Consider the following 24,517-nt stretch of genomic DNA (forward strand, 5'->3'; position numbering starts at 1 on the left):
CGAACCGTAGGCTCGCGCCCGATGCCCGAAACACATGCAACAGACAGACAACTCTCCGGTGTGCGTTCCCTGCTGCGGCTCTGGCCGTACGTACGGCCGGTGCGAAGACGGCTGGCCACTGCCGCGCTCGTCGGGGTGATCGCCTCCTGTCTGAGCCTGGTCATCCCGCTCGTACTGAAGTGGATCGTCGACGGCCCGGTGACCGACCGGGACACCCGCGGGGTCTGGCTCGGCGCGCTGACGCTGTTCGGGCTCGGGGTCGCCGAGGCGCTGCTTTTCGGCCTCCGGCGGTGGCTGGTCGCCCGGCCGCTCTCCTGGGTCGAGGCGTCGATGCGCGCCGCCCTCTACCGCCGTCTGCAACGCCTTCCGGTGGCCTTCCACGACCGGTGGCCGTCCGGCCAGCTGCTCTCGCGCGGCACGACGGATCTGATGATCGTGCGGATGTTCCTCGCCTTCCCGCTGACGTTCCTCCTCGTCAACGGAGTGACGATCGTGGCCGGCTTCGCCATCCTGCTGGTGCAGCGGTGGACGCTGGGGCTGGTGCTGCTGGCTCCCGCGATTCCGCTGGTCATCGTCTGCAAGATCTTCGAGACGAAGTACTCCAAGGTCGCCAGGGTCTCCCAGGACCAGGTCGGCGATCTCACCACGGTCGTCGAGGAGAGCGTCCTCGGCATCCGCATCATCAAGGGCTTCGGACGCCACCGCAGCCAGGCCCTGGCCTTCCGCGAGCTGTCCGGGCGGCTGCGCTCGACGGAACTGGTCAAGGCCCGGCTCCTGGCGGGCATCTGGGCGGTGATCACGACCATTCCCGAGCTGGCGATCGGCGCCGCCCTGGTCCTCGGCACGGTCCAGGTCGCCGACGGGCATCTCTCCGCGGGCACCCTCGTCGCCTTCCTCTCCACCGCGCTCGCGCTGCGCTGGCCGGTGGAGTCGATCGGCTTCCTCCTGGCGATCAGCCAGGACGCGGCGGCCGCCACCCAGCGGTACTTCGAGGTGATCGACGTGGCCGAGGAGGCGGACACCGCCGGGCCGGACGCGCTCAGCCCCGGTCGGGACGGCCCCTCCGGTGCCGGCCCGGCCAGTGACGGCGGCCTGCGCTTCGAGGGCGTCGAGTTCCGTTATCCCGACGCCGCCCCCGGCAGCCCGCCCGTCCTCGACGGCATCGATCTGCACATCAGGTCCGGCGAGACGCTGGCCCTGGTGGGCGCCACCGGTTCGGGCAAGACCACGCTCACCGCCCTCGTACCGCGGCTGCACGAGATCACCGGGGGCCGCATCACCCTCGACGGTCAGGACATCACCGCGATGCCCCGCCAGGAGCTGCGCGAACTGGTGTCGGTCGCCTTCGAGGAGCCCACCCTCTTCTCCGCGAGCGTCGGCGAGAACGTCCGGATGGGCGCCGCGGGCGCGGACGACGACGCGCTGCTGCGCGCCCTGTCCACCGCCCAGGCCGGCTTCGTGCACGAGCTGCCGCACGGCCCGGACACCCAGGTCGGCGAACAGGGGCTGAGCCTGTCGGGCGGCCAGCGCCAGCGCCTCGCGCTGGCCCGGGCCGTCGTCGGCCGGCCGCGCTTCCTGGTCCTCGACGATCCGCTGTCCGCGCTGGACGTGCACACCGAGGCCCTGGTGGAGGCCGCCCTGCGCCGGGTACTGGCGGAGACGACGGCGCTCGTCATCGCGCACCGGCCGTCCACCGTGCTGCTCGCCGACCGGGTCGCGCTCCTTTCCGACGGACGCATCGGAGCGGTCGGCACCCACCACGAACTTCTGCAGAGCAACGCCGAGTACGCCTGGCTGATGTCCGGCGCCGAAGGGGACGGGACCCGATGACCACCACCGTCGACGGCCGGGAGGCCGTGGAACCGGAGCCGGTGCCGGGCCGTGAGCCCGGATCCGGGCCCGACACGGGCCCCGCGGCCGTACCGCGGAAGACCGGTGACGACCCGTTCGACAAGGACGCGCTGCCCGCGCCGCCCGGCGCGACCGGCGCCCTGCTGCGCTCGCTCATCGCACCGCACCGGACGGCGGCCATCGTCTCCGCCGTGCTGATGCTGGTCCAGCAGGCGGCCGTGCAGGCCGGGCCGCTGCTCGTCGCGTACGCCATCGACACCGGCGTCCCCGCGTTCCGCGACAACGACCACGGCCCGCTGATCGCCGTGGGCGTCGGCTACCTGGCCAGTGCGCTGCTCTCCGGAGGACTGCAGTACGCGTTCGTGCAGGTCTCCGCCCGGGTCAACCAGGGTGCCCTGCTGGACCTGCGGGGCCGGATCTTCCGCCACGCGCAGGCGCTGAGTGTGGACTTCCACGAGCGCTACACGTCGGGCCGGCTGATCTCGCGCTCCACCAGCGATGTGGAGTCGCTGCGCGAACTGCTCAGCGAAGGCCTCCAGGAACTCATCGGCGTCGTGCTCTCCGCCGTCTACATCTGCGCCATGCTGCTCTGGCTGGACCCCGGGCTCGGCGGGGTCGCCGTGCTCTCGTTCCTGCCGCTGTACCTGCTGATCCGGAACTACCAGCGGCGGGCCACCGCGGTGTTCAGCCGCCGCTCGACCGCGGTCGCCGCCGTCATCGTGAAGTTCGCCGAGACGATGAACGGCATCCGGCCGGTGCGCGCCTTCCGCCGGGAGCACGCCAACGACGCGGAGTTCGACCGGCTCAACCACCGCCACGAGCGGTTCAACGGCGACTCCATGCTGGAGATGGCCCGCTACGTGACCGGCTCCCGCCTGGTCGCCAACACCGCCGTCGCCTGCATCGTGCTGTGGGGCGCCTACCGGGTCACCCGGGGCGGGCTCGAACTCGGTGTGCTGGCGGCCTCGGTGCTGTATCTGCGCAGGCTGTACGACCCGATCGACCGGCTGGGCATGTTCCTCAACTCGTACCAGTCGGCCGCCGCCTCGCTGGAGAAGATCGCCGGACTGCTGGCCCAGGAGCCGACGGTCCCGGCTCCGGTGTCCCCGCGTGAGCTGCCCGTCCTCGCCTCCGAACACCCGGGACGCGAGGTCGTGTTCGATGGCGTCGGGTTCGCGTACCGCACCGGCGGCGAGGTACTGCCGCGCTTCGACCTCACCATCCCGGCGGGCCAGACCGTCGCGGTGGTCGGCTCGACCGGCGCGGGCAAGTCGACCCTCGCCAAGCTGCTGGCCCGGTTCTACGACCCGACCGAGGGACAGGTGCGGCTCGACGGCGTCGACCTGGGCGACCTGGACGTGCCTGAACTGCGGCGCGGGGTCGTCATGGTGACGCAGGAGGCGTTCCTCTTCTCCGGGACGATCGCCGAGAACATCGCCATCGGCCGCCCGGAGGCCACCCCCGCCGAGATCGAGCGGGCGGCGAAGGCGATCGGCGCGCACGACTTCATCAGCGCGCTGCCGGAGGGGTACGACACGGACGTACGCAAGCGGGGCGGCCGGATCTCCGCGGGCCAGCGACAGCTGGTGGCGTTCGCCCGGGCGCTGCTGGCCGACCCGGCCGTACTGATCCTGGACGAGGCGACCAGCTCGCTGGACATCCCGGGCGAGCGGGCGGTGCAGCACGCCATGGACACGGTGCTGCACGGCCGCACCGCCGTGGTCATCGCCCACCGGCTGTCCACGGTGGAGATCGCCGACCGGGTCCTGGTGATGGAGAACGGCCGGATCATCGAGGACGGCCCGCCGGAGGAACTCATCGGCGGGAGCGGCCAGTTCGCGGGGCTGCACCGGGCCTGGCAGGAGAGCGTGGTGGGGTGAACCGGGGGGCGGGTTCCGCGATTCGGTGCGCGCCCGCGCCGACATCGCAGCGTTACGTGTCGCGTTCCGTGGAGGCGGGAGGGGGAGGTCGATGCGCGCGGTCGTAGGCTTCCTGCGCCGCTGACACGTTACTGAGGTGCGCGATCGACCATTCCTCCAGCGCGCCCAGCGGCCCGCGCAGAGTGCAGCCCGCCCCGGTGAGCGTGTACTCGACGCGGACCGGGACTTCGGGATGGACGGCGGCGCACGAGCCCGTCCCGTTCGAGGCCGCGCGGAGGCTGGGCGAGCTCATCGACGACTACCGGGACACCTCACGGAGTTCGCCTACTGGTTCACCGTCTTCGGGACTCCTTCGGGCGATTCCCCGTGGATGGCAACTGATGGGCCATCACATGGACCTGCACTGCGTCTGCGTCGGAGGGCAGGTGGTTCTCGCCCCGGTGTTCCTCGGTGCCGAGCCGACGACCGGGACGGGACGGCTCGAGGACGTCACGGCCTTCGATTCTGGTGGACTTGATCCGGGTCTGTCCCGACCGTCTCCCGCTGCCAGGCCGCGCGCACGCTGGCGCTCGTCCGCGAGTGCTACCGGCTCCACCACGGCGGCTGACCGAGCCGACACGGGTCAAGCCCGGCGAGCCCCGGCGTTGCACGAAGAACCAGTGCTCACGAAGCCATGGAACCTACAAGGGGGCTCGCCGTCGCCGGACTCAGGCGCCCACGGTCCCGTCGACGCCCTCACGCAGAAGGTCCGCGTGCCCGTTGTGGCGGCCGTACTCCAGAAGTACGTGCACCATCACCATCCGCAGCGACACCTCCTCGCCCCACCTGGGCTGGTACCCGGCCCGGTCCAGCGAATCGGCCTCCCGCTCGATACGGCGCGAGCGCTCCACCTCGGCCTCCCAGGCCGCGAACGCCTCGGCCCTGGTCGACCGGCTCGCGTCGTACGCCGCCTGGAAGTCGGTCCTGTCGGACCAGACCATGGGTGCGTCGCTGTCCTCGAACACCCGATGGAACCAGGTGCGTTCCACCTCTGCCAGGTGCCGCACCAGACCGAGCAGCGACAGCGTGGACGGCGGCATCGACTGCTGGCGCAGCTCCTCGTCGGTCAGCCCTTCGCACTTCATGGCAAGGGTCGCGCGGTGGTAGTCGAGGAACGCCCGCAGCGTGTCGCGTTCGCTTCCGGTCCTGGGCGACCCTGTGCGGTTGTCATCGGCCACTGCCGTGCTCCTCGTCCGTATCTGCGTTTCGCCGCGCAGGGTCCGTGCGCCCCGCCCGGAGGCCCAGGCTGCCACCTTGCCGGCGGGGGTGCCCACGTGGCGTCCCGCCTCACGGGCGAGGCGACGGCAGGACCCGTCCTCCGTGGAAGGAGGGCTCAGCCCACCGGCGCGGATACGGACTGCCGCCCGCCTGCGGGGCTGTTGTCCGGCTCCCCCGCCGGACCGGCACCCCGCAGCAGTACGACGGAGAGCACCGCGGCGCCCGCCATCGCCACCGCCGCGCCGACCGCCGCGAAGTCCAGGCCGTGGACGAACGCGTGGTGGGCGGACGTGAGCAGCGCGCCGTGGGCCACCGCGGTCGCACCGCCCAGCGTCTCGCGGACGGCGCCGGGTGCCCCGGCCATGTCGCTCCGGTACACGGCGGCCCCGATGGATCCCAGGATGGCCATGCCCAGGGCTCCGCCCAGCTCCTGCCCGGATTCCAGGACGGCGGCGGCCGAGCCCGCACGCTCCGGCGGGGCCGCTCCCAGGGCGAGTTCATTGGCGAGTGTCATGGCGGCGACCAGACCGCCCGCGTACACCGCCGAGCCCGCCAGCGTGAACCAGAGCGGTGAATCCCCGCCCACCCGGCTCAGCCAGAGGAAGCCGCACGCAGAGACGGCGAAGCCCGCGCCCATGACGTACGCGCGGTCGAAGCGCTTGGCGAGCAGGGCGCCGGCCGGCGCGAGCACCGCCACACCCGCCATCGGGACCAGCGACCAGAGGGCCGCCACGAGCGGGCTCTGGCCCAGCACGCTCTGGAGGTACTGGGTGAGGAAGACAGCGAACCCGACCGTCGCGAACATGGCCAGCAGATTGGCGAGCAGCGAGCCGCAGAAGGCCGGTCGGCGCAGCAGCGCGAGGTCGACCATCGGGTGGTCCAGGCGCTGCTGACGCCGTACGAAGACCACGCCGAGGGCCAGGCCCGCGGTGACGGAGAGCGCGGACAGCGGGGTGTATCCGTGCGCCGCCAGCTCCTTGACTCCTCTGATGACGGGGAGCAGCGTGGCCAGCGAGAGCACCGCGCTCAGCAGGTCGAACGGGCCGCGGGCGGGTGTTCTGAACTCCGGGAGCAGCAGCGGGCCGAGAACCAGCAGCAGGGCCATCGCCGGCAGGTTGACCAGGAAGACCGAGCCCCACCAGAAGTGGGCGAGCAGCAGTCCGCTGACCACCGGGCCGAGCGAGATGCCGGTGGTCATCACCGCGGTCCACAGGGCGACGGCCTTCCCGCGCTGCTTCTCGTCCCGGAAGAGATGGCGGATGAGTCCGAGGGTCGACGGCATCAGCGCGGCGCCGCCGACGCCGAGCAACGCCCTGACAGCGATGAGCTGTTCGGCGCTGTGGGCGTACGCCGCCGCGACCGATGCCGCGCCGAAGAGGGCGGCGCCCGCAAGCACCAGCCGGCGCCGTCCGACGCGGTCGCCGAGCGCGCCCATCGTGATCAGCAGCCCGGCCAGTACGAAGCCGTACATGTCGAGCATCCACAGCTGCTGGGTGGCGCTCGGCTCCAGGTCCCGGCTGATGTACGGGATGGCGAAGTAGAGGATGGAGACGTCCATCGAGACGAGGAGCAGCGGGAGCATGAGGACGGCGAGCGCGATCCATTCCCGGCGGCCCGCGGTGGGTGCTGTAGGGGTCATGCCGGGAGCGAAGCAGCGCCGTGTGTACACCGCAAACAGCACCCTGATGCACCGTAGTGCACTCCTTCCGTGAGCAGCCTTTTCCGGGTCAAGTGCACTAGTACAGTGCCGGTATGAGCAGTCAGCCGCCCTACCTCCGTGTCGCCGCCGGGATCCGCGGCAGGATCGAGTCGGGCGAGCTCTCGCCCGGCGACCGCGTCCCCTCGACCCGGGCGATCGTCCGGGAGTGCGGGGTGGCGATGGCCACCGCCACCAAGGCGCTGGCGGCGCTGCGGCAGGAGGGGCTGGTACGGGCCGTGGCCGGCGTCGGAACCGTCGTCGCGACACCCTCCGCCGCGGGGCCCGGTGCTCCTCCCGCCCCGGGTTCGGCCGCACAGGGGCCGACCCGCGACCGCATCGTCCGTACCGCCGTCGTCTTCGCCGATGCCGAGGGGCTGGCCGCGCTCTCGATGCGGCGGGTGGGCGCCGAGCTGGGGCTGTCCACCATGGCGCTCTACCGCTACGTGCAGGGCAAGGGTGACCTCGTACAGCTGATGGCGGACGCCGTCTACGGTGAGCGGCCGCTGCCCGCGGTCCAGCCGGCCGACTGGCGCGCCCGGTTCGAGCTGGGCACCCGGTGGCTGTGGGAGGCGCACCGGCGGCATGCGTGGATGGCGCGGGCGGTGGCCTCCCTCACCCGCCCCATGCCCGCGCCGAACGCGATGGCGTACACGGAGTGGATGCTGCGGGCCGGGGCGGACACCGGTCTGTCGAAGCGGCAGGTGATGCATCTGCACCTCACCCTGTTCGGCCATGTCCAGGGGCTGGCGACGGCAACCGAACTCGAAGGACAGGCGGTTCAGGACACCGGGCTCTCCAGTGAGGCGTGGATGGCCCGGAACGAGACACAGTTCGCGGCTCTCGCGGCGACCGGCGCCTACCCGCACCTCAATTCACTCGGCGGATCCGAGGGTTTCGAACTGGACCTCGGACAGGTCTTCGATTTCGGCCTGTCCCGGATCCTGGACGGCACTGCGGTACTCATGAGCAAACATTCCGTATAGCGAACACGACCATGAGGACAACGGACGATTTCCGGCCAACCTTTTGACGCGGTCCTGACACAGGGTCCCCACAGATGTCACTCTCTCCCCGTTCTGCGCACTGCTTGCTCGTCAGGGCGGCTCACCAGGTCGCTCTGTCCACCCTTGCAGAAGGAGTCCGCGTGAGACCCACGCACCGTCGTGCCACCGCCACCGGCGCCCTCGTCGCCGCTGCGGCACTGCTCGCCGTAGGAGTACAGGCCGGCACAGCCTCCGCATCACCCGAGAACACCGCCGCGTCCGCGGCGGTCACCGGCAAGTCCGCCCCCGGCGCCGCCCCGGCAGCCCTCTCGCCCTCCCAACGGGCCGAGTTGCTGCGCCAGGCGAACGCCACCAAGGCGGACACCGCCCGGAGTCTCGGTCTCGGAGCACATGAACAGCTCCAGGTCCACGACGTCACCAAGGACCGCGACGGCACCACGCACACCCGGTACGAGCGCACGTACGACGGGCTCCCCGTCCTCGGCGGCGACCTGGTCGTCGACACCTCGAAGGCAGGAGCGACCGAGGGCGTCACCAAGGCGTCCCGCGTAGAACTGAAGAACCTCAAGAACTTCACCACCGATGCGGCCGTCGCACCGGCCGCCGCCGAGAAGTCGGCGCTGAAGGCCGCGGCCGCACAGGGGTCGGCGAAGACCTCGGCCGACCGGGCGCCGCGCAAGGTGATGTGGCTGGCGCAGGGCAAGCCGACGCTCGCCTACGAGACGGTCGTCGGAGGCTTCCAGGACGACGGCACCCCGAGCGAGCTGCACGTCATCACCGACGCCACCACCGGCAAGAAGCTCTTCGAGCGCCAGGCCGTCGAGACCGGCGTCGGGAACACCGAGTACAGCGGCAAGGTCACCCTCGGCACGACCAAGTCGGGGTCGAACTACACCCTGACCGACGGCGGCCGCGGCGGCCACCAGACGTTCAACCTGAACCACGGGTCGTCCGGCAAGGGCACCCTGTACACCAACACCACGGACACCTGGGGCAACGGCCTGGCCTCCAACTCGGAGACCGCGGCGGCCGACGCCCACTACGGGGCCGCCGAGACCTGGGACTTCTACAAGAACGTCTTCGGCCGGACCGGGATCGCGGGCAACGGCGTCGCCGCCTACTCGCGGGTCCACTACGGCAACGCGTACGTGAACGCGTTCTGGGACGACAGCTGCTTCTGCATGACGTACGGCGACGGAGCGGGCAACGCCGACCCGCTGACCGCCATCGATGTCGCGGGCCACGAGATGTCGCACGGTGTCACCGCCGCGACCGCCGGGCTCAACTACAGCGGTGAGTCCGGCGGCCTGAACGAGGCCACGTCCGACATCTTCGGTACGTCGGTCGAGTTCTACGCCAACAACACCTCGGACCCCGGTGACTACCTCATCGGCGAGAAGATCGACATCAACGGCGACGGCTCCCCGCTGCGCTACATGGACAAGCCGAGCAAGGACGGCGCCTCCAAGGACGCCTGGTCGTCCAGCCTCGGCGGTCTCGACGTGCACTACTCGTCGGGCCCGGCCAACCACTTCTTCTACCTGCTCAGCGAGGGCAGCGGAAAGAAGACGATCAACGGCGTCAACTACGACTCGCCGACATCGGACGGCCTGCCGGTGACGGGCATCGGCCGCGACAAGGCCCAGCTCATCTGGTACAAGGCGCTCACCGAGAAGTTCACGTCGACCACCAACTACGCGGCGGCCCGCACCGGGACGCTGGCGGTCGCGAGTGAGCTGTACGGCGCGACCAGCGCCGAGTACAAGTCGGTCGCGGACGCCTGGGCCGCCATCAACGTCGGTGCCCGGCCCGGCGGCGGAGACCCGGGCACGGGCACCGTCTTCCAGTCCACCACCAAGGTCGCCATCCCGGACGGCGGTTCGGCGGTCAACTCGCCGATCGCGGTCACGGGTGTGACGGGCAAGGCTCCGGCCGCGCTCAAGGTGGACGTCAACATCAGCCACACCTGGCGCGGCGACCTGGTCATCGACCTGGTCGGCCCGAGCGGGAAGACGTACCGGCTGAAGAACTCCAGTTCGTCCGACTCGGCGGACGACGTGGTGGCCTCGTACACGGTCAACGCGTCCACCGAGACGGCCAACGGCACCTGGAAGCTGAAGGTCCAGGATGTCGCCAAGCAGGACACCGGATCGCTGAACAGCTGGAAACTGACCTTCTGATTTCCTGCCACAAAGCCGCCCGGCCGCACTAATGTTCCACCGAACGCGGCTTCGCAGAAGCTTCGTTCGACTGCACGCCCGTTTCACACAGACAGTGCTGCCCGGGGGACCCCAATCTCCCCCGGGCGGCGCCACCACCCGCACGTCACCCGCACTTTTCCAACCCCCCACCTCTGAAAGGGAAAATCGAGTGACCTCTCACATATCGCGTTCCCAGCGCATCGCCGGTTCGATCGCCGTCGCGGCGCTGCTGGCCACCGGCCTCACCACCCTCTCCTCCGGTGCCGCGGGCGCCGCACCGACGCCGGCCGCACCGGCCGCGCGGGCGCTCGCCCTCTCCTCCACCCAGCACGCGGCCCTGCTCCGCACGGCGGCGGCCAACACCGCGAGCACCGCCGGAAAGCTCGGCCTCGGCAGCCAGGAGAAGCTGATCGTCCGGGACGTCATCAAGGACGCCAACGGCACGACGCACACGCGGTACGAGCGCACCTACGCCGGGCTTCCCGTCCTCGGCGGCGACCTCGTCGTCCACACGCCGAAGTCGGGTGCGGCCACGGTCACCAAGGCGACCAAGGCGACCATCAAGGTCGCCGGCACCACCGCGGCCGTGAAGCCGGCCACCGCCCAGCAGAAGGCGCTCAGCGCCGCCAAGGCCGCGGGCGCCGACAAGGCCTCGGCCAACGAGGCCCCGCGCAAGGTCATCTGGGCGGCCACCGGCAAGCCCACCCTGGCCTACGAGACCGTGATCGGCGGCTTCCAGGACGACGGCACCCCCAGCCGGCTGCACGTCGTCACCGACGCGGCCACCGGCAAGAAGCTCTCGCAGTGGCAGGCCGTCGAGACCGGCACCGGCACCAGCGAGTACAGCGGCAAGGTCACCCTCGGCACCACGAAGTCGGGCTCCTCGTACACGCTGACCGACGGGGCCCGCGGCGGCCACCAGACGTTCAACCTGAAGAACGGCACGTCGGGCAAGGGCACCCTGTTCAGCAAGTCCACCGACACGTGGGGCGACGGCACCGCCAAGAACGCGGAGACCGCGGCGGTGGACGCGCACTACGGCGCGGCCGAGACCTGGGACTTCTACAAGGACGTCCTCAAGCGCAACGGCATCGCCGGTGACGGCAAGGCGTCCTACAGCCGGGTCCACTACGGCGACTCGTACGTCAACGCCTTCTGGGACGACAGCTGCTTCTGCATGACGTACGGCGACGGCGAGGGCAACGCCGACCCGCTGACCGCCATCGACGTCGCGGGCCACGAGATGTCGCACGGCCTCACGGCGGCCACCGCCAACCTGGACTACACCGGTGAGTCCGGCGGGCTCAACGAGGCGACGTCGGACATCTTCGGCACCGCCGTCGAGTTCTACGCCAACAACACCTCGGACCCGGGCGACTACCTCATCGGCGAGAAGATCAACATCAACGGCGACGGCTCCCCGCTGCGCTACATGGACAAGCCCAGCAAGGACGGCGGCTCGGCCGACTACTGGTCGTCCAGCCTCGGGGACCTCGACGTGCACTACTCGTCGGGCCCGGCCAACCACTTCTTCTACCTGCTCAGCGAAGGCAGCGGAAAGAAGACGATCAACGGCGTCGACTACGACTCGCCCACGTCGGACGGCTCCACGGTCACCGGCATCGGCCGGGACAAGGCCATCCAGATCTGGTACAAGGCCCTGACGACGTACATGACCTCGACGACCGACTACGCGGCGGCCCGCACGGCGACGCTCAAGGCGGCGAGTGACCTGTACGGCGCGGACAGCGCCGAGTACAAGGCGGTCGGCGCCGCCTGGACCGGTATCAACGTGAAGTAACAGCCGCACCGGTGCTCGACCCGCACCACTGCGAAGGCCCCGTTCCCACCCGCACACCGGTGGGCGGCGGGGCCTTCCGCTGTCCGGCCCGCCCCGGGACAACGCCCTAGGCTGAGGCCATGACGGAACCACGGATACGCGTCCTGCTCGCCGACGACGAGGCGCTGATCCGCGCGGGGATCCGGGCCGTCCTCTCCGCCGATCCCTCCATCGAGGTCGTCGCGGAGGCCGCCGACGGACACGAGGCGGTCGAGCTGGCTCTCGGACACCGCCCGGACGTCGCTCTGCTGGACATCCGGATGCCGCGTCTCGACGGCCTGCGGGCCGCCGGTGAGCTGCGGACCGCGGTGCCGGACACCGCCCTCGTCATGCTCACCACGTTCTCCGAGGACGAGTACATCGTGCGGGCCCTCGACAGCGGGGTCAGCGGGTTCCTGCTGAAATCCGGCGATCCCCGCGAGCTGATCGCGGGTGTCCGGGCCGTCGCCGGGGGCGCCGCGTTCCTCTCCCCCGAGGTGGCCCGGCGCGTCCTCACCCACCTCGGCACCGGGCGGCTCTCGCGCGCGGCAGAGGCCCGCACCCGGCTGGACCCGCTCACCGAACGCGAACGCGAGGTGGTGGCGCGCGTCGGGGCGGGGCTCTCCAACGCGGAGATCGGGGCGCAACTGCACGTCGTCGAAGGCACGGTCAAGGCCCATGTCAGCTCCGTACTCGCCCGCCTCGAACTCAGGAACCGCGTCCAACTGGCCATCCTCGCCTACGAGGCCGGGCTCGTGACCGGCACCGGCTGACGGGCCCGGTCCGCTCTCACCTCATTCCCGGCAGCCCCCGCAGCTCGCCGATCCTCCACACCCGTGCGAGCAGCAGGAAGACCAGCAGCATGGTTCCGCCGCCCGCGGCCAGGGTGAGCGCGGCCGCACCGGCGGGCGGGCCGGGCGGCACGGGGCAGAGCGCTGCCGCCGCCCAGCCGGTGGCAGCGGCCGCGAGCGCCGCCCCGCCCAGCTTTCCGTGGGCCCGGACGATCCGCCGGCCGTCCAGCCGTCCACCGAGCCGCCGGCGCAGCAGCCGCGCGGTGACCAGCAGCCCGGCGGCGCAGGCGGCCCCGTAGCCCGCTGCCATCCCGGTGACCGACCAGCGTGCGGGCAGCAGCAGATGACAGCCGGTGGCCAGCGCGACCTGGACCGCGCCGGTCAACAGCGCCGTCAGGAAGGGGGTACGGGTGTCCCCGAAGGCGTAGAAGCCGCGCAGCAGCACGTACTGCGCGGAGAACGGGATCAGTCCCGGCCCGAACGCCTGGAGCATCTGCCCCAGCGGCCGGGTGGCGGCGGCGTCGGCGGCGCCGTGCGCGAAGAGCAGTTGGGCCAGCTGCGGCCCGAGCGCGAGAAAGAAGAGGGCGGCCGGGACGGTGACGGCGCCGCTGGTCCGAAGGGCGTGCGAGAGGTCGCGGCGCATGTCGTCGCCGCGGTGCTCGGCGACGGCCCGGCTCATCCGGGGCAGCAGCGCGGTGACCAGCGTGACCGTGACGACGGACTGCGGCAGTGACCAGATGGTCTGCGCGTACGTGTACGCGGTGAAGCCCACACCGGCCCGGGGCAGTTCCCGGTCGGCGGCGGTCGCGTAGCGGGTCACCACCGTGGCCGCTACCAGGTTGGCCAGGACGAACAGCAGCGTCCAGCGGGCCGCTCCGAGACTCGCCCGCATCCCGGTCCCGCGCCAGTCGAAGCGCGGCCGGAAGCGGAATCCGGCGGCGCGCACGAACGGGACCAGGGCGAGCGCCTGCACCGCGAGGGCCAGCGTGGTGCCCGCCCCCAGCAGCGTCACCTGTGCCGGGGTGATGTCCTGCACCCCGGCCGCCGCTGTCATGACCCCGGCGTACCAGCCGAACACCGCGATCAGCAGCACGTTGTTGAGCACCGGCGTCCACATCATCGCGCCGAACCGGTCTCGGGCGTTGAGTACTTGGCCCAGGATGCCGTACATCCCGTAGAAGAAGATCTGCGGCAGCAGGAACCGCGCGAAGACCACGGTCAGTTGGAAAGCGGCGTGGTTGCCCGGTGTGTCCCTCTGGTACACGCCGATGATCTGCGGCGCGGCCCACACGGCGAGCAGGGAACCGGCCCCGAGCACGGTCAGCGTGAGCGTCACCAGGCGCTGCTCGAAGGCGCGCCCGCCGTCCGGCTGCTCGATCCGGGCGCGGACCAGCTGCGGCACCAGGACGGAGTTCAGCGCCCCGCCGATGACGAGGAAGTACAGGCTCGCGGGGACGGTGTTGGCCTGGTTGTACGTGGTGGCGAGGAGTCCGGTACCGAGTGCCCCGGCCTGGAGCACCTGCCGGATCAGGCCGGTGGCCCGGGACGCCACGGTCCCCGCAGCCATCAGCGCGGCGGGACGCAGCAGCAGGCGCCGGGCGGGGCCCGGTTTCCCCGCCGCGGCGTGCCGCCCCCGGCCGCCCCTCCCGCGCGCACGCGTCCCTGCCGCCGGCCCCGTCCCCTCCACACCGTCTCCTCCGTGCCGTGCCGTGCTGTGCTCTCCTGTGCCGACGGTAGGCAGCGCGGCCGGCCGGGTTCATGGGGCGAAAGCCAGCCGGCGCCCCCGACTTTCGTCGGGGGCCGGACGGCGGCCGGGTCCGGCAAGCTGGACGCATGCGGAGAGAGCGGATCACCGACCTGGCACTCTGGGCGCTGATCTGCGCGCCCGTGGTGCTGAGAGCCGTGGCGGACGGCGGGGGTGAGTGGTGGCGGCCCGTGGCCGGGAGCATGGTGCTCGGTGCGGCCGTCGGGCTGTCCCGCGGCCGTCCCCTCACCGCGCTGCTGCTCGCGCTGGCGCTGGGCCTGTCCGTCACACCTCGGCTCTGGAGCCCGGAGTACGCGACAGCCCTGGCCGTCTTCGGCTGTCTGGCCGGCCGGCGGACCGCGCTCGCCCGCCCCGCGCTGCACGCGTTCGCCGGGACGGCCGCCGTCGGTCTGCTGATCACGCTGGCCGCGCGCCTGGATCTCCGGACCTGGCTCGTACAGCTGTCCACCCTGGCGTTCGCGGTGATGGTCCCGTGGCTGCTCGGCCGGTACGTGCGGCAGTACGCCCAACTCGTCGACACCGGCTGGCTGCTGGCCGGCCGGCTGGAGCGCGAGCAGGGGGTCGCCGCCGACCGGGCGCGGCTCCTGGAACGCGCCAGGATCGCGGGCGACATGCACGATTCGCTCGGCCACGATCTGTCGCTGATCGCCGTACGGGCCGCGGCACTTGAGGTCGATCCGTCACTGAGCGGGCAGCAGCAGGGCGCGGCCGGTGAGCTGCGGGCCGCTGCGGGGGAAGCCACCGCCAGGCTGCGCGACATCATCGGTGTCCTGCGGGAGAGCGACGTGGCTGCTCCGGCATCGCCGCCCGGCGAGACCGTGGCGGAACAGGTGGATCGGGCCCGCAGGTCGGGGATGGACGTGGCGCTGAGCGGCGACGGGACGGCGGGCGGCCTGGCCCCGATGACCGTGCGCGCGGTGCACCGTACCGTCCAGGAGTCACTCACCAACGCGGCCAGACACGCTCCGGGCGCACCGGTGGAGGTGCGGCTCGTACAGTCGGATTCGGCCCTGACGGTCACCGTCACCAGCGCGGCAGGCCCGGCCGGCCTGCCACCCGGCCCGCCGGCGGAGTCCGGCAGGGCCGGAGCGGTGGAGCTGCCCGGTGGCACGGGCGGCGGCACGGGGCTGGTCGGCCTGGACGAACGGATCCGTCTCGCAGGCGGGGTTCTGCGCCACGGGCCGCTGCCCGGCGGCGGCTTCGACGTGTGTGCCACCCTGCCGCGTGCACCCGGCGCCGCCCCTCTCGCGATCCCCGGCGCGAGTCCCTCCTCCGCACAGGAGTTGGCCAGGGCCAGGCAGCAGGTGCGGAGGCGCCTGAAGCAGGCGATCTGGGTCCCGCTGGCCGCCACCGCCGCACTCGGGGTGCTCATCGGCGCCGTCGGCCTCGCCGCCCGGTACGGAACGGTCCTCGACCGCGCCCGGTACGACCTGGTCCGGGTCGGCGACCCGGCGGGCCCGGTCGGCGCGCGGCTCCCCGGACACGCGATGGGCGGCGCACCCGGGGGTGCGCCGCCCGCGCCCGCCGGTCAAAATTGCAGGTACTACCGCACCGGGCCCTTCACCGAACTGCCCGCGTACCGGGTCTGCTTCAGGGGTGGCACCGTGGCGTCCAAGGCGGTGGTCCGCTGACCGGCCGGGCGCTCCCGCTCAGGCCGGATTGTCCGCGTGGGTCAGCGTCTCCCAGGCCACGAACAGGTTGTCCGTGCCCGCCGGGCGCTGCTTCTCGGTCAGCGCCTGGGTGTTGGTCATGGCGATGCCCAGCCGGTTGTGCAGGGCGTTGAAGCCGACCTCGGTGACCGGGCCGAGACTGTCCTTGAGGGAGCCGCCGCACAGGTTGGACGGTACGGCCGCGCCCATCATGTACTTCGACTGGAGGCCCAGCGCCTGGCGCAGCCGCTCCTGGATCTCCGGGTAGAGGTCCTGGCCCTGGATGCGGCTGGTCTCGGCGATGTGGGAGATGGCCGAGATGCCGTATCCCGTGTGGGTCAGGTCGCGGCAGGTCTCCTGGGTGAGGCCGTCCATGAACGTGGACTGGCCCTGCCAGTACTTGACGATCGCGTCGCGTCCGCTGAGGCCGCTGCCCGGTGCGACCTTCGGCAGGGCGCCGTCCGAGCTGAGGTAGATGTACGCGGGCACCCTGCCGCGGAACGTCGCGACCGCCTTGTCGTAGGAGGTGCGGTCCTCCAGGAACACGGAGATGCCGATGGCCGCCTCGGTCATCGACAGCTCCCAGTTGCCGTTGGACTGGGAGCCCTTGATGACCACGGGCAGATAGACGTCGCGCAGCATGGTGGCGAACCGGCCCGCGTTGGGCCAGCCCGTATAGGTGTACTTGATGATCTCGGCGGCACGCGGCCAGACCGATCCGGCCCAGCCGGTCTGGAGGGGGGCGTTGCTGTTGGTGTGTTCCTTGATCACGGCGGACCAGGCGTCCATCAGCTCGATGGACTTCTGGGCGTACCGGTCGTCCCGGGTGATGTACCAGGCGAGTGCGTCGGTGTACGCGGCGATGGCGTCCTCGCGCTCGTCCGTACAACCGTTGTCGGGGTCGGAGTAGGAGCCGCACTCGACGTTGGCACGCGGGGCGGGGGTGCGGGAGAGCGAGGCGTACTTGCTCGCCATCATCTGGGCGTCGGCGCTCTTCCAGGGTTCGGCGCCCGCCTGGACCTTTCCGCGGACGAAGTCGAGCTGCGGGGCGCTGACCAGGACGCCGGGGTGGGTGAAGGTGGCGGGGGCCGCCGCTGCCACCGGTGCGGTGGCGGGGGCGGCGGGCCCGGCCGCCACGGCCTGGGGCATCAGCGCCAGGCCGAGGAGCCCGGCCAGCGCGGCGGCGACGCCGGCCGACCGGACTCTGATGCGGCGGGGTGATCGGTGCGAGGTGGTTCCGGTACGCATGTGGGGGTGCCTTCCGGTAGGAAATCCTCCCGGAGTTCATGGACGTGAACAACTGTTGTGCTGATGAACTCCGTTGTGGGTGTGGAACCTAAAGGCATTCCATGAGCACGTCAAGCGTTGTGTTCAGAAGGTGTGCTGAGCGAGCGAACGGGCCCGGCGCCGAAGGGGCGCCGGGCCCGCTCTGATCCTGTGTCACCTCAGGAGGACGCCCGCGCCCTCCCCCGTCGCGGCGGTCGGCGCCGCCACGAGTCCCAGCTCGGCACCGGTCGCCAGCAGCGGGTGCGCGGGCAGGATCCGGACCGTGTAGCCGTAGGGTCCCGTACGGTCCAGGGCGAGCGGGCCCTCGTACAGCAGCCGCCCGTCCAGGTCGGGGCCGCCCGCCGGTTTCAGCGCGACGGTCCGCGCGTCCGCGATCCGGTCCTGCTCGTCGACCCGGCCGGACACCGCCTGCACCTCCACGTCGTCCGGCCCCAGCGCGCCGAGCGCGACCTGGACCCGGAGCGAGAGGGTGGAGCCCAGCTCGGCGGTCCCGTCGGGCGCGCTCGCCGCGACGGCCTCCACATGGTCGACGTGCACGTCCGGCCAGGCCGCCCGCACGCGTGCCTTCCAGCCGGCCAGTTCCCGGGCCGCGTCGGGCCCGAGCGACCGGTGGGCGAGAGCGGCGGGCGCGTAGAGCCGCTCGACATACTCACGCACCATCCGCCCCGCCAGCACCTTCGGCCCCAGGGTGGCCAGCGTGGAGCGGACCATCCCGACCCAGCGCTCGGGCAGGCCGTCGGCCGTACGGTCGTAGAAGCGCGGCGCGACCCGGTCCTCGATCAGCGAGTACAGCGCCGCCGACTCCAGCTCGTCGCGCCGGTCCTCGTCCAGCCCGGAACCGTCCGCGGTGGGAATGGCCCAGCCGAAGTCCGGCTCGAACCACTCGTCCCACCAGCCGTCGAGGACCGAGAGGTTGAGGCAGCCGTTGAGCGCCGCCTTCATCCCGGACGTACCGCACGCCTCCAGCGGGCGCAGCGGGTTGTTCAGCCAGACGTCGCAGCCCGGGTAGAGCCGCTCGGCCATCGCCATGCCGTAGTCCGGCAGGAAGACGATGCGGTGGCGCACCCGCGGATCGTCGGCGAACCGCACCAGCTCCTGCACCAGCCGCTTCCCGCCGTCGTCGGCCGGGTGCGCCTTGCCCGCGACGACGATCTGGATGGGCCTGTCCGGGTGGAGCAGCAGTTCCGTCAGCCGGTCGCGGTCGCGCAGCATCAGCGTGAGGCGCTTGTAGGAGGGGACTCGCCGGGCGAAGCCGATGGTCAGCACCTCGGGGTCGAGCACCCCGTCGATCCAGCCCAGTTCGGCACCGGACGCGCCGCGTCCGCGCCAGGACGCGCGCAGCCGGGTCCGCACCTCGCCGACCAGCTGTGCGCGCAGGGTCCGGCGCAGCTCCCAGATCTCCGCGTCGGGGATGCCGGCCACCGCGTCCCAGCGGTCGGAGCCGCCCACCGACAGCGCGTGCTCGGGGCGTTCGGCGCCGATCCGGCCGACGGCGGTGCGGGTGATCTCGGGCGCCGCCCAGGTCGGCGCGTGCACCCCGTTGGTGATCGAGGTGATCGGTACCTCGTCGGGGTCGAATCCCGGCCACAACCCGGCGAACATCTCCCGGCTGACGGCGCCGTGCAGGGTGGAGACGCCGTTGGCGCGCTGGGCGAGCCGCAGGCCCATCACCGCCATGTTGAAGAGGCGTGGTTCGCCGCCCGGATAGGTCTCCGTGCCCAGCTGGAGCACGCGTCCGGCGTCGACGCCCGGCAGCTCGCCGTCGTCCCCGAAGTGGCGGGCGACCAGGTCGCGGTCGAAGCGGTCGATCCCGGCGGGGACGGGGGTGTGGGTGGTGAAGACGGTTCCGGCGCGCACGGACTCCAGCGCCGCGTCGAAGTCCAGCCCCGCACCTGCGAGTTCACGGATGCGCTCCAGGCCGAGGAACCCCGCGTGCCCCTCGTTCGTGTGGAACACCTCGGGGTCCGGGTGCCCGGTGATCCGGCAGTACGAGCGCAGCGCCCGCACCCCGCCGATACCGAGCAGCATCTCCTGGAGGAGCCGGTGCTCACTGCCGCCGCCGTAGAGCCGGTCGGTGACGCCCCGCTCGCCCGGTTCGTTCTCCTCGACGTCGGAGTCGAGCATCAGCAGCGGGACGCGGCCGACCTGCGCCCGCCAGATGTGCGCGTGCAGCGAGCGGCCGCCGGGCAGCGTGAGGGCGACCCGGCTGGGTGAGCCGTCCGCCTCGCGCAGCAGCGTGACGGGCAGCTCGTCGGGGTCGAGCACCGGGTAGTGCTCCTGCTGCCAGCCCTCGCGGGAGAGGGACTGCCGGAAGTAGCCGTGCCGGTAGAGCAGACCGACCCCGATGAGCGGTACACCGAGGTCGCTGGCCGCCTTCAGATGGTCGCCGGCGAGGATGCCGAGGCCGCCGGAGTACTGCGGGAGCGCGGCGGTGACACCGAACTCGGGTGAGAAGTAACCGATGGCCGCGGGCAGCCCGGCGGGCTGTTCCTGGTACCAGCGCGGTCCGTGCAGATAGGTGTCGAGGCCGTCGGCGGCCCCGGCCAGGTCGCGCAGGAAGCCGGGGTCGGCCGCCAGTTCGGCGAGCCGTGCGGCCGACACCGTGCCGAGCAGCCGGACGGGGTCACCGCCGGCCGCCGGGAAGCCGTCGGGGTCGACGGCTCTGAACAGGTCCTTGGTCCCGGCGTGCCAGGACCAGCGGAGGTTGCGGGCGAGCTCACCCAGGGGGCGCAGCGCCTCGGGGAGGACGGGGCGGACGGTGAATCGACGAATGGCCTTCACGTGTTCCACCTTCGCAGGGGAGATGCGCATCCAGGGGACGCACAGCGGTGTACGTCCGCACTTCACCCCGAAGGTAACGGTCCGCGCTCCCCGCAACCACGGCGCGGGGCCGCGACGGCGCGCGCCGGGGCGGCCCCGCCGCAGAGCGCGCCCGCGCGTGTCCCGCCGGGCGCTATGGCCGGTTCTCCCCCCCTCGCGTGGGCTTGTGGCGCTTCGCACCAGGGGTGAGGCTGCTCTGTGACACCTGGAACGGAACTCCGCGACACCTGGAGCGGAAGGGAGCGTGCGCGGATGGTACGAACCGTCACCTGCCGGGAGCGGCCCGCCCCATGAGCCACCGTCCGCAACCCCCGTGCGCGGTGCACGACCGGCAGCGGGCGTGCGCCGTGCGCGCCGTGCGCGGCGCACTCCGTCCGGTCCCGCCGGCCGTGTCGCCGCACCGCGGACTCTGCCAAAGGTGTGAATCCGCGGCCCCCCGTACGGCCGGGCAAGGCCCCTCCGCGACGCGCGGCCCACCTGGTCCTTGCCTTGCACATTACGCACGAGTACTTAACTCAGGAGCCGGATTGCCCACCCGAGGAGTGGGGGAAGGCTCCTGCGGTACCCGCCCGAGCGCACCCCCACCCCTCACCACAGCCTGAGTGAACGCGGACAGGAGCGGTCATGCCCGCAGCCCGCAAACCATCATCGGACCAGCCGGCCGGAGGGACTCACGCGACGTCCCCGCAGCCGCCGAAGTCCCCGAAGCCACCGAGGCGGCCTCCCGCCGGTCAGCTGATCGGCCGTATTCCGGTGCTCGATGTGCGGCCGCGCGTCGACGGCGGGCGCAGGCCCGCCAAAGCGGTGGCCGGTGAGACCTTCCAGGTCACGGCGACCGTCTTCCGTGAGGGCCATGACGCCGTCGCCGCCAATGTCGTCCTGCGCGGGCCGCGCGGCAGAACGGCACCCTGGGCGCCGATGCGGGAACTGGCCCCCGGCACCGACCGCTGGGGCGCCGACGTCACCGCGGACCGCGAGGGCCGGTGGACGTACACGGTCGAGGCCTGGAGCGACCCCGTCACCACCTGGCTGCACACCGCCCGGATCAAGGTCCCGGCAGGCATCGACACGGAACTGGTGCTCGCCGAGGGCGCCGCGTTGTATACGCGTGCCGCGGCCGGGGTCCCGAAGGGCGGGGGCCGCCGGGCGGTCCTCGCGGTGGCGGAGGCGCTGGGCGACACCGCGGCCCCCGCCGACGGCCGCCTCGCGGCCGCGCTCGAACCGGACGCGGTGGCGGCCCTCGCCCGGTACCCGCTGCGCGAGCTGGTCAGCGCGTCGGAGCCGCTGCCGCTCCGCGTCGAGCGCGAGCGGGCCCTGTACGGATCCTGGTACGAGCTGTTCCCGCGCTCCGAGGGCGCTGTGGTCGAGGAGGGGAAGCCGCACGTCAGCGGCACCTTCCGGACGGCGGCGAAGCGGCTTTCGGCGGTCGCGGCCATGGGGTTCGACGTGGTCTATCTGCCGCCGGTCCACCCCATCGGCACCACCCATCGCAAGGGCCCCAACAACGCCCTGACCGCAGGGCCCGACGACGTGGGGGTCCCATGGGCCATCGGCTCGCCGGCCGGCGGCCACGACGCGATCCACCCCGATCTCGGCACCCTGGAGGACTTCGACGACTTCGTCGGGCGCGCCCGTGAACTGGGCCTGGAGATCGCGCTCGACTTCGCGCTCCAGTGCTCGCCCGACCACCCCTGGGTGACGCAGCACCCGGAGTGGTTCCACCACCGTCCTGACGGCACGATCGCGTACGCGGAGAACCCGCCGAAGAAGTACCAGGACATCTACCCGATCGCCTTCGACCGCGACATGTCAGGACTGGTCACCGAGACCGTCCGGATCCTGCGGTTCTGGATGGGGCACGGCGTACGGATCTTCCGCGTGGACAATCCGCACACCAAGCCGGTGGTCTTCTGGGAACGGGTCATCGCCCAGGTCAACGGCCGTGACCCGGACGTGGTCTTCCTGGCCGAGGCGTTCACCCGGCCCGCGATGATGCACACCCTGGGCGCCATCGGATTCCAGCAGTCGTACACGTACTTCACCTGGCGGACCGGCAAGCAGGAGCTGACCGACTACGTCACCGAGCTGGCCGGGGAGTCCGCGGCGGCCATGCGGCCCAACTTCTTCGTGAACACCCCGGACATCCTGCACGGCTACCTCCAGCACGGCGGCCGCCCGGCCTTCGAGGTCCGTGCGGTGCTCGCGGCGACGATGGCACCGTCCTGGGGGGTGTACGCCGGGTACGAGCTGTGCGAGAACACCACGGCCCGGGCCGGCAGCGAGGACTATCTGGACTCGGAGAAGTACCAGTTGCGGCCGCGTGACTGGGAATCCGCCGAGCGGGAGGGGCGGACCATCGCCCCGCTGATCACCACGCTGAACGAGCTGCGGCGGCGTCATCCGGCGCTGCGGCAGCTGCGTTCGGTGCACTTCCACCGCACCGACAACGACGCGGTGATCGCGTACTCGAAGTCGGTGTCCCCGCCGGGCCCCGCACCGGCCTCCACGCCGGACGCAGGCCCGGCCGGTTCGAACACGGTTCTTATGGTCGTCAACCTTGACCCGCACCACACCCAGGAGGCCACGGTCTCGTTGGACATGCCGGATCTCGGCCTGGAATGGCACGAGTCCGTCCCGGTGCGCGACGAGCTCACCGGCGAGACCTACCACTGGGGCAGGGCCAACTATGTGCGTCTGGAGCCGGGCAGCACGCCCGCGCACATCCTGGTGCTGCGACCGTCCCCGCCGATCGGAGGGTCACCCACATCATGATTGTCAATGAGCCCGTCCACGACAAATTCGAGGACACTCCCACCAAGGACCGTGACCCCGACTGGTTCAAACGCGCCGTCTTCTACGAGGTCCTGGTCAGGTCGTTCCAGGACAGCAACGGGGACGGCGTCGGTGACCTGAAGGGCATCACCGCCAAACTGGACTACCTCCAGTGGCTCGGGGTCGACTGCCTCTGGCTGCCGCCGTTCTTCAAGTCCCCTCTGCGGGACGGCGGTTACGACGTGGCGGACTACACGTCCGTACTCCCGGAGTTCGGTGACCTCGCCGACTTCGTCGAGTTCGTCGACGCCACCCACCAGCGCGGTATGCGCGTGATCATCGACTTCGTGATGAACCACACGAGCGACCAGCACGAGTGGTTCCAGGAGTCGCGGAAGGACCCGGACGGTCCGTACGGCGATTACTACATCTGGGCCGACGACGACAAACAGTTCGCGGACGCCCGGATCATCTTCGTCGACACGGAGACCTCCAACTGGACCTTCGACCCGGTGCGCAAGCAGTACTACTGGCACCGGTTCTTCTCGCACCAGCCGGATCTCAACTACGAGAACCCGGTGGTGCAGGAGGAGATCATCTCGGCGCTGCGCTTCTGGCTCGACCTGGGCATCGACGGATTCCGCCTCGACGCGGTGCCGTACCTCTACCAGGTGGAGGGCACCAACTGCGAGAACCTCCCGCAGACCCACGCGTTCATGAAACGGGTGCGCGCCGAGATCGACGCGAGCTACCCGGACACCGTGCTGCTCGCCGAGGCCAACCAGTGGCCGGAGGACGTCGTCGACTATTTCGGCGACTTCAAAAAGGGCGGCGACGAGTGCCACATGGCATTCCACTTCCCGGTGATGCCGCGCATCTTCATGGCCGTGCGCCGGGAGTCGCGCTACCCGGTCTCGGAGATCCTGGCCAAGACCCCGGCCATTCCGAAGAACGCCCAGTGGGGCATCTTCCTGCGCAACCACGACGAGCTGACCCTCGAAATGGTCACGGACGAAGAGCGCGACTACATGTACGCGGAGTACGCCAAGGATCCGCGGATGCGGGCCAACATCGGCATCCGCAGGCGGCTCGCTCCCCTGCTGGACAACGACCGCAACCAGATCGAACTGTTCACCGCGCTGCTGCTCTCCCTGCCCGGTTCGCCGATCCTCTACTACGGGGACGAGATCGGCATGGGCGACAACATCTGGCTCGGCGACCGGGACGCGGTCCGTACGCCGATGCAGTGGACCCCCGACCGGAACGCGGGCTTCTCGTCCAGCGACCCGGGACGGCTCTTCCTGCCGACCATCATGGACCCGGTCTACGGCTACCAGGTGACGAACGTCGAGGCCTCCATGGCCTCGCCCGCCTCACTGCTGCACTGGACCCGCCGGATGATCGAGATCCGCAAGCAGAACCCGGCCTTCGGCCTCGGTTCGTACACCGAGCTCCCGTCGTCCAACCCGGCCGTCCTCGCCTTCCTGAGGGAGTACAAGGACGACCTGGTGCTGTGCGTGCACAACTTCTCGCGGTTCGCGCAGCCGACGGAGCTCGATCTGAACGCCTTCACCGGACGCCATCCGGTGGAGCTGATCGGCGGGGTGCGCTTCCCTCCGATCGGTGAACTGCCGTACCTGCTGACCCTCGCGGGGCACGGCTTCTACTGGTTCCGCTTGCGCAAGGACGCCGCCACCGCGTGACGGCGGGCCCGGGGCGGGG

The 24,517-nt window shown here is 71.3% G+C and carries 15 protein-coding genes and 1 pseudogene; 10 read left to right on the forward strand and 6 right to left on the reverse strand.

Annotation, left to right across the window (positions count from 1 at the left end; genetic code table 11):
* Positions 1-21: 21 nt before the first annotated feature.
* Positions 22-1,830 (forward strand): ABC transporter ATP-binding protein, encoded by a 1,809-nt coding sequence (locus OG285_RS08925; RefSeq protein ID WP_356827023.1) that lies wholly within the window; start codon positions 22-24, stop codon positions 1,828-1,830.
* Complete coding sequence (locus OG285_RS08930; RefSeq protein ID WP_371790677.1) at positions 1,827-3,731, forward strand: ABC transporter ATP-binding protein; 1,905 nt, start codon at positions 1,827-1,829, stop codon at positions 3,729-3,731. Before OG285_RS08925 ends, OG285_RS08930 begins: the two co-directional genes overlap by 4 nt.
* Positions 3,732-3,783: 52 nt before the next feature.
* On the opposite strand, the gene OG285_RS08935 is transcribed toward OG285_RS08930, so the two are convergent.
* The gene (locus tag OG285_RS08935; RefSeq protein WP_371790678.1) at positions 3,784-4,023 is read right to left on the reverse strand and encodes a winged helix-turn-helix transcriptional regulator; all 240 of its coding nucleotides are present in this window, start codon (positions 4,021-4,023) and stop codon (positions 3,784-3,786) included.
* Between OG285_RS08935 and OG285_RS08940 the strand changes: the two are divergent.
* Positions 3,935-4,195: pseudogene (locus OG285_RS08940) on the forward strand (DUF3500 domain-containing protein); the annotation flags it as partial. The gene OG285_RS08935 and the pseudogene OG285_RS08940 overlap by 89 nt on opposite strands.
* 243 nt (positions 4,196-4,438) lie before the next feature.
* Here the strand turns inward: OG285_RS08940 and OG285_RS08945 are convergent.
* Positions 4,439-4,948: a DinB family protein gene (locus OG285_RS08945; protein WP_371790679.1), complete on the reverse strand. Its 510-nt coding sequence runs from the start codon at positions 4,946-4,948 to the stop codon at positions 4,439-4,441.
* Between the two features lie 155 nt (positions 4,949-5,103).
* Positions 5,104-6,627, reverse strand: a complete 1,524-nt coding sequence (locus tag OG285_RS08950) for an MFS transporter (RefSeq protein ID WP_371790680.1) — start codon at positions 6,625-6,627, stop codon at positions 5,104-5,106.
* A 113-nt stretch (positions 6,628-6,740) separates the two neighbouring features.
* Here OG285_RS08950 and OG285_RS08955 point away from each other — a divergent pair, with 113 nt between their 5' ends.
* The 4 genes from OG285_RS08955 to OG285_RS08970 all read left to right on the forward strand — a co-directional run bounded on the left by OG285_RS08955 (position 6,741) and on the right by OG285_RS08970 (position 12,484).
* Positions 6,741-7,670, forward strand: coding sequence for a TetR/AcrR family transcriptional regulator C-terminal domain-containing protein (locus OG285_RS08955; RefSeq protein ID WP_371790681.1), 930 nt, complete (start codon positions 6,741-6,743; stop codon positions 7,668-7,670).
* 161 nt (positions 7,671-7,831) lie between these two features.
* Positions 7,832-9,871, forward strand: coding sequence for a M4 family metallopeptidase (locus OG285_RS08960; RefSeq protein ID WP_356827028.1), 2,040 nt, complete (start codon positions 7,832-7,834; stop codon positions 9,869-9,871).
* Between the two features lie 190 nt (positions 9,872-10,061).
* Positions 10,062-11,693 (forward strand): M4 family metallopeptidase, encoded by a 1,632-nt coding sequence (locus tag OG285_RS08965; RefSeq protein WP_356827029.1) that lies wholly within the window; start codon positions 10,062-10,064, stop codon positions 11,691-11,693.
* 119 nt (positions 11,694-11,812) lie between these two features.
* Complete coding sequence (locus OG285_RS08970) at positions 11,813-12,484, forward strand: response regulator transcription factor (protein WP_356827030.1); 672 nt, start codon at positions 11,813-11,815, stop codon at positions 12,482-12,484.
* Positions 12,485-12,500: 16 nt separating this feature from the next.
* Here the strand turns inward: OG285_RS08970 and murJ are convergent, their stop codons facing one another.
* On the reverse strand, positions 12,501-14,189 hold the full coding sequence (gene murJ, locus OG285_RS08975; RefSeq protein ID WP_371790682.1) for a murein biosynthesis integral membrane protein MurJ: 1,689 nt from the start codon (positions 14,187-14,189) through the stop codon (positions 12,501-12,503).
* 146 nt (positions 14,190-14,335) lie between these two features.
* Between murJ and OG285_RS08980 the strand changes: the two genes are divergently transcribed.
* A complete protein-coding gene (locus OG285_RS08980; RefSeq protein ID WP_371790683.1) occupies positions 14,336-15,898 on the forward strand; it encodes a sensor histidine kinase in 1,563 nt (520 codons plus the stop codon).
* A gap of 18 nt (positions 15,899-15,916) precedes the next feature.
* Here OG285_RS08980 and OG285_RS08985 read toward each other — a convergent pair whose 3' ends face one another.
* The gene (locus tag OG285_RS08985; protein WP_371790684.1) at positions 15,917-17,164 is read right to left on the reverse strand and encodes an alginate lyase family protein; all 1,248 of its coding nucleotides are present in this window, start codon (positions 17,162-17,164) and stop codon (positions 15,917-15,919) included.
* 192 nt (positions 17,165-17,356) lie between these two features.
* Entirely contained in the window at positions 17,357-19,984 is a 2,628-nt protein-coding gene (gene glgP, locus OG285_RS08990; protein WP_371790685.1) for an alpha-glucan family phosphorylase, read from the reverse strand.
* A 774-nt stretch (positions 19,985-20,758) separates the two neighbouring features.
* Here glgP and OG285_RS08995 point away from each other — a divergent pair.
* Together OG285_RS08995 and treS are read left to right on the forward strand one after the other, a co-directional pair.
* Complete coding sequence (locus OG285_RS08995; protein ID WP_371793487.1) at positions 20,759-22,795, forward strand: alpha-1,4-glucan--maltose-1-phosphate maltosyltransferase; 2,037 nt, start codon at positions 20,759-20,761, stop codon at positions 22,793-22,795.
* A complete protein-coding gene (treS, locus tag OG285_RS09000) occupies positions 22,792-24,498 on the forward strand; it encodes a maltose alpha-D-glucosyltransferase (RefSeq protein ID WP_356827033.1) in 1,707 nt (568 codons plus the stop codon). The genes OG285_RS08995 and treS overlap by 4 nt, the downstream gene beginning before the upstream one ends.
* Positions 24,499-24,517: the final 19 nt, after the last annotated feature.

This window comes from Streptomyces sp. NBC_01471 (assembly GCF_041438865.1).
GTDB lineage: Bacteria > Actinomycetota > Actinomycetes > Streptomycetales > Streptomycetaceae > Streptomyces.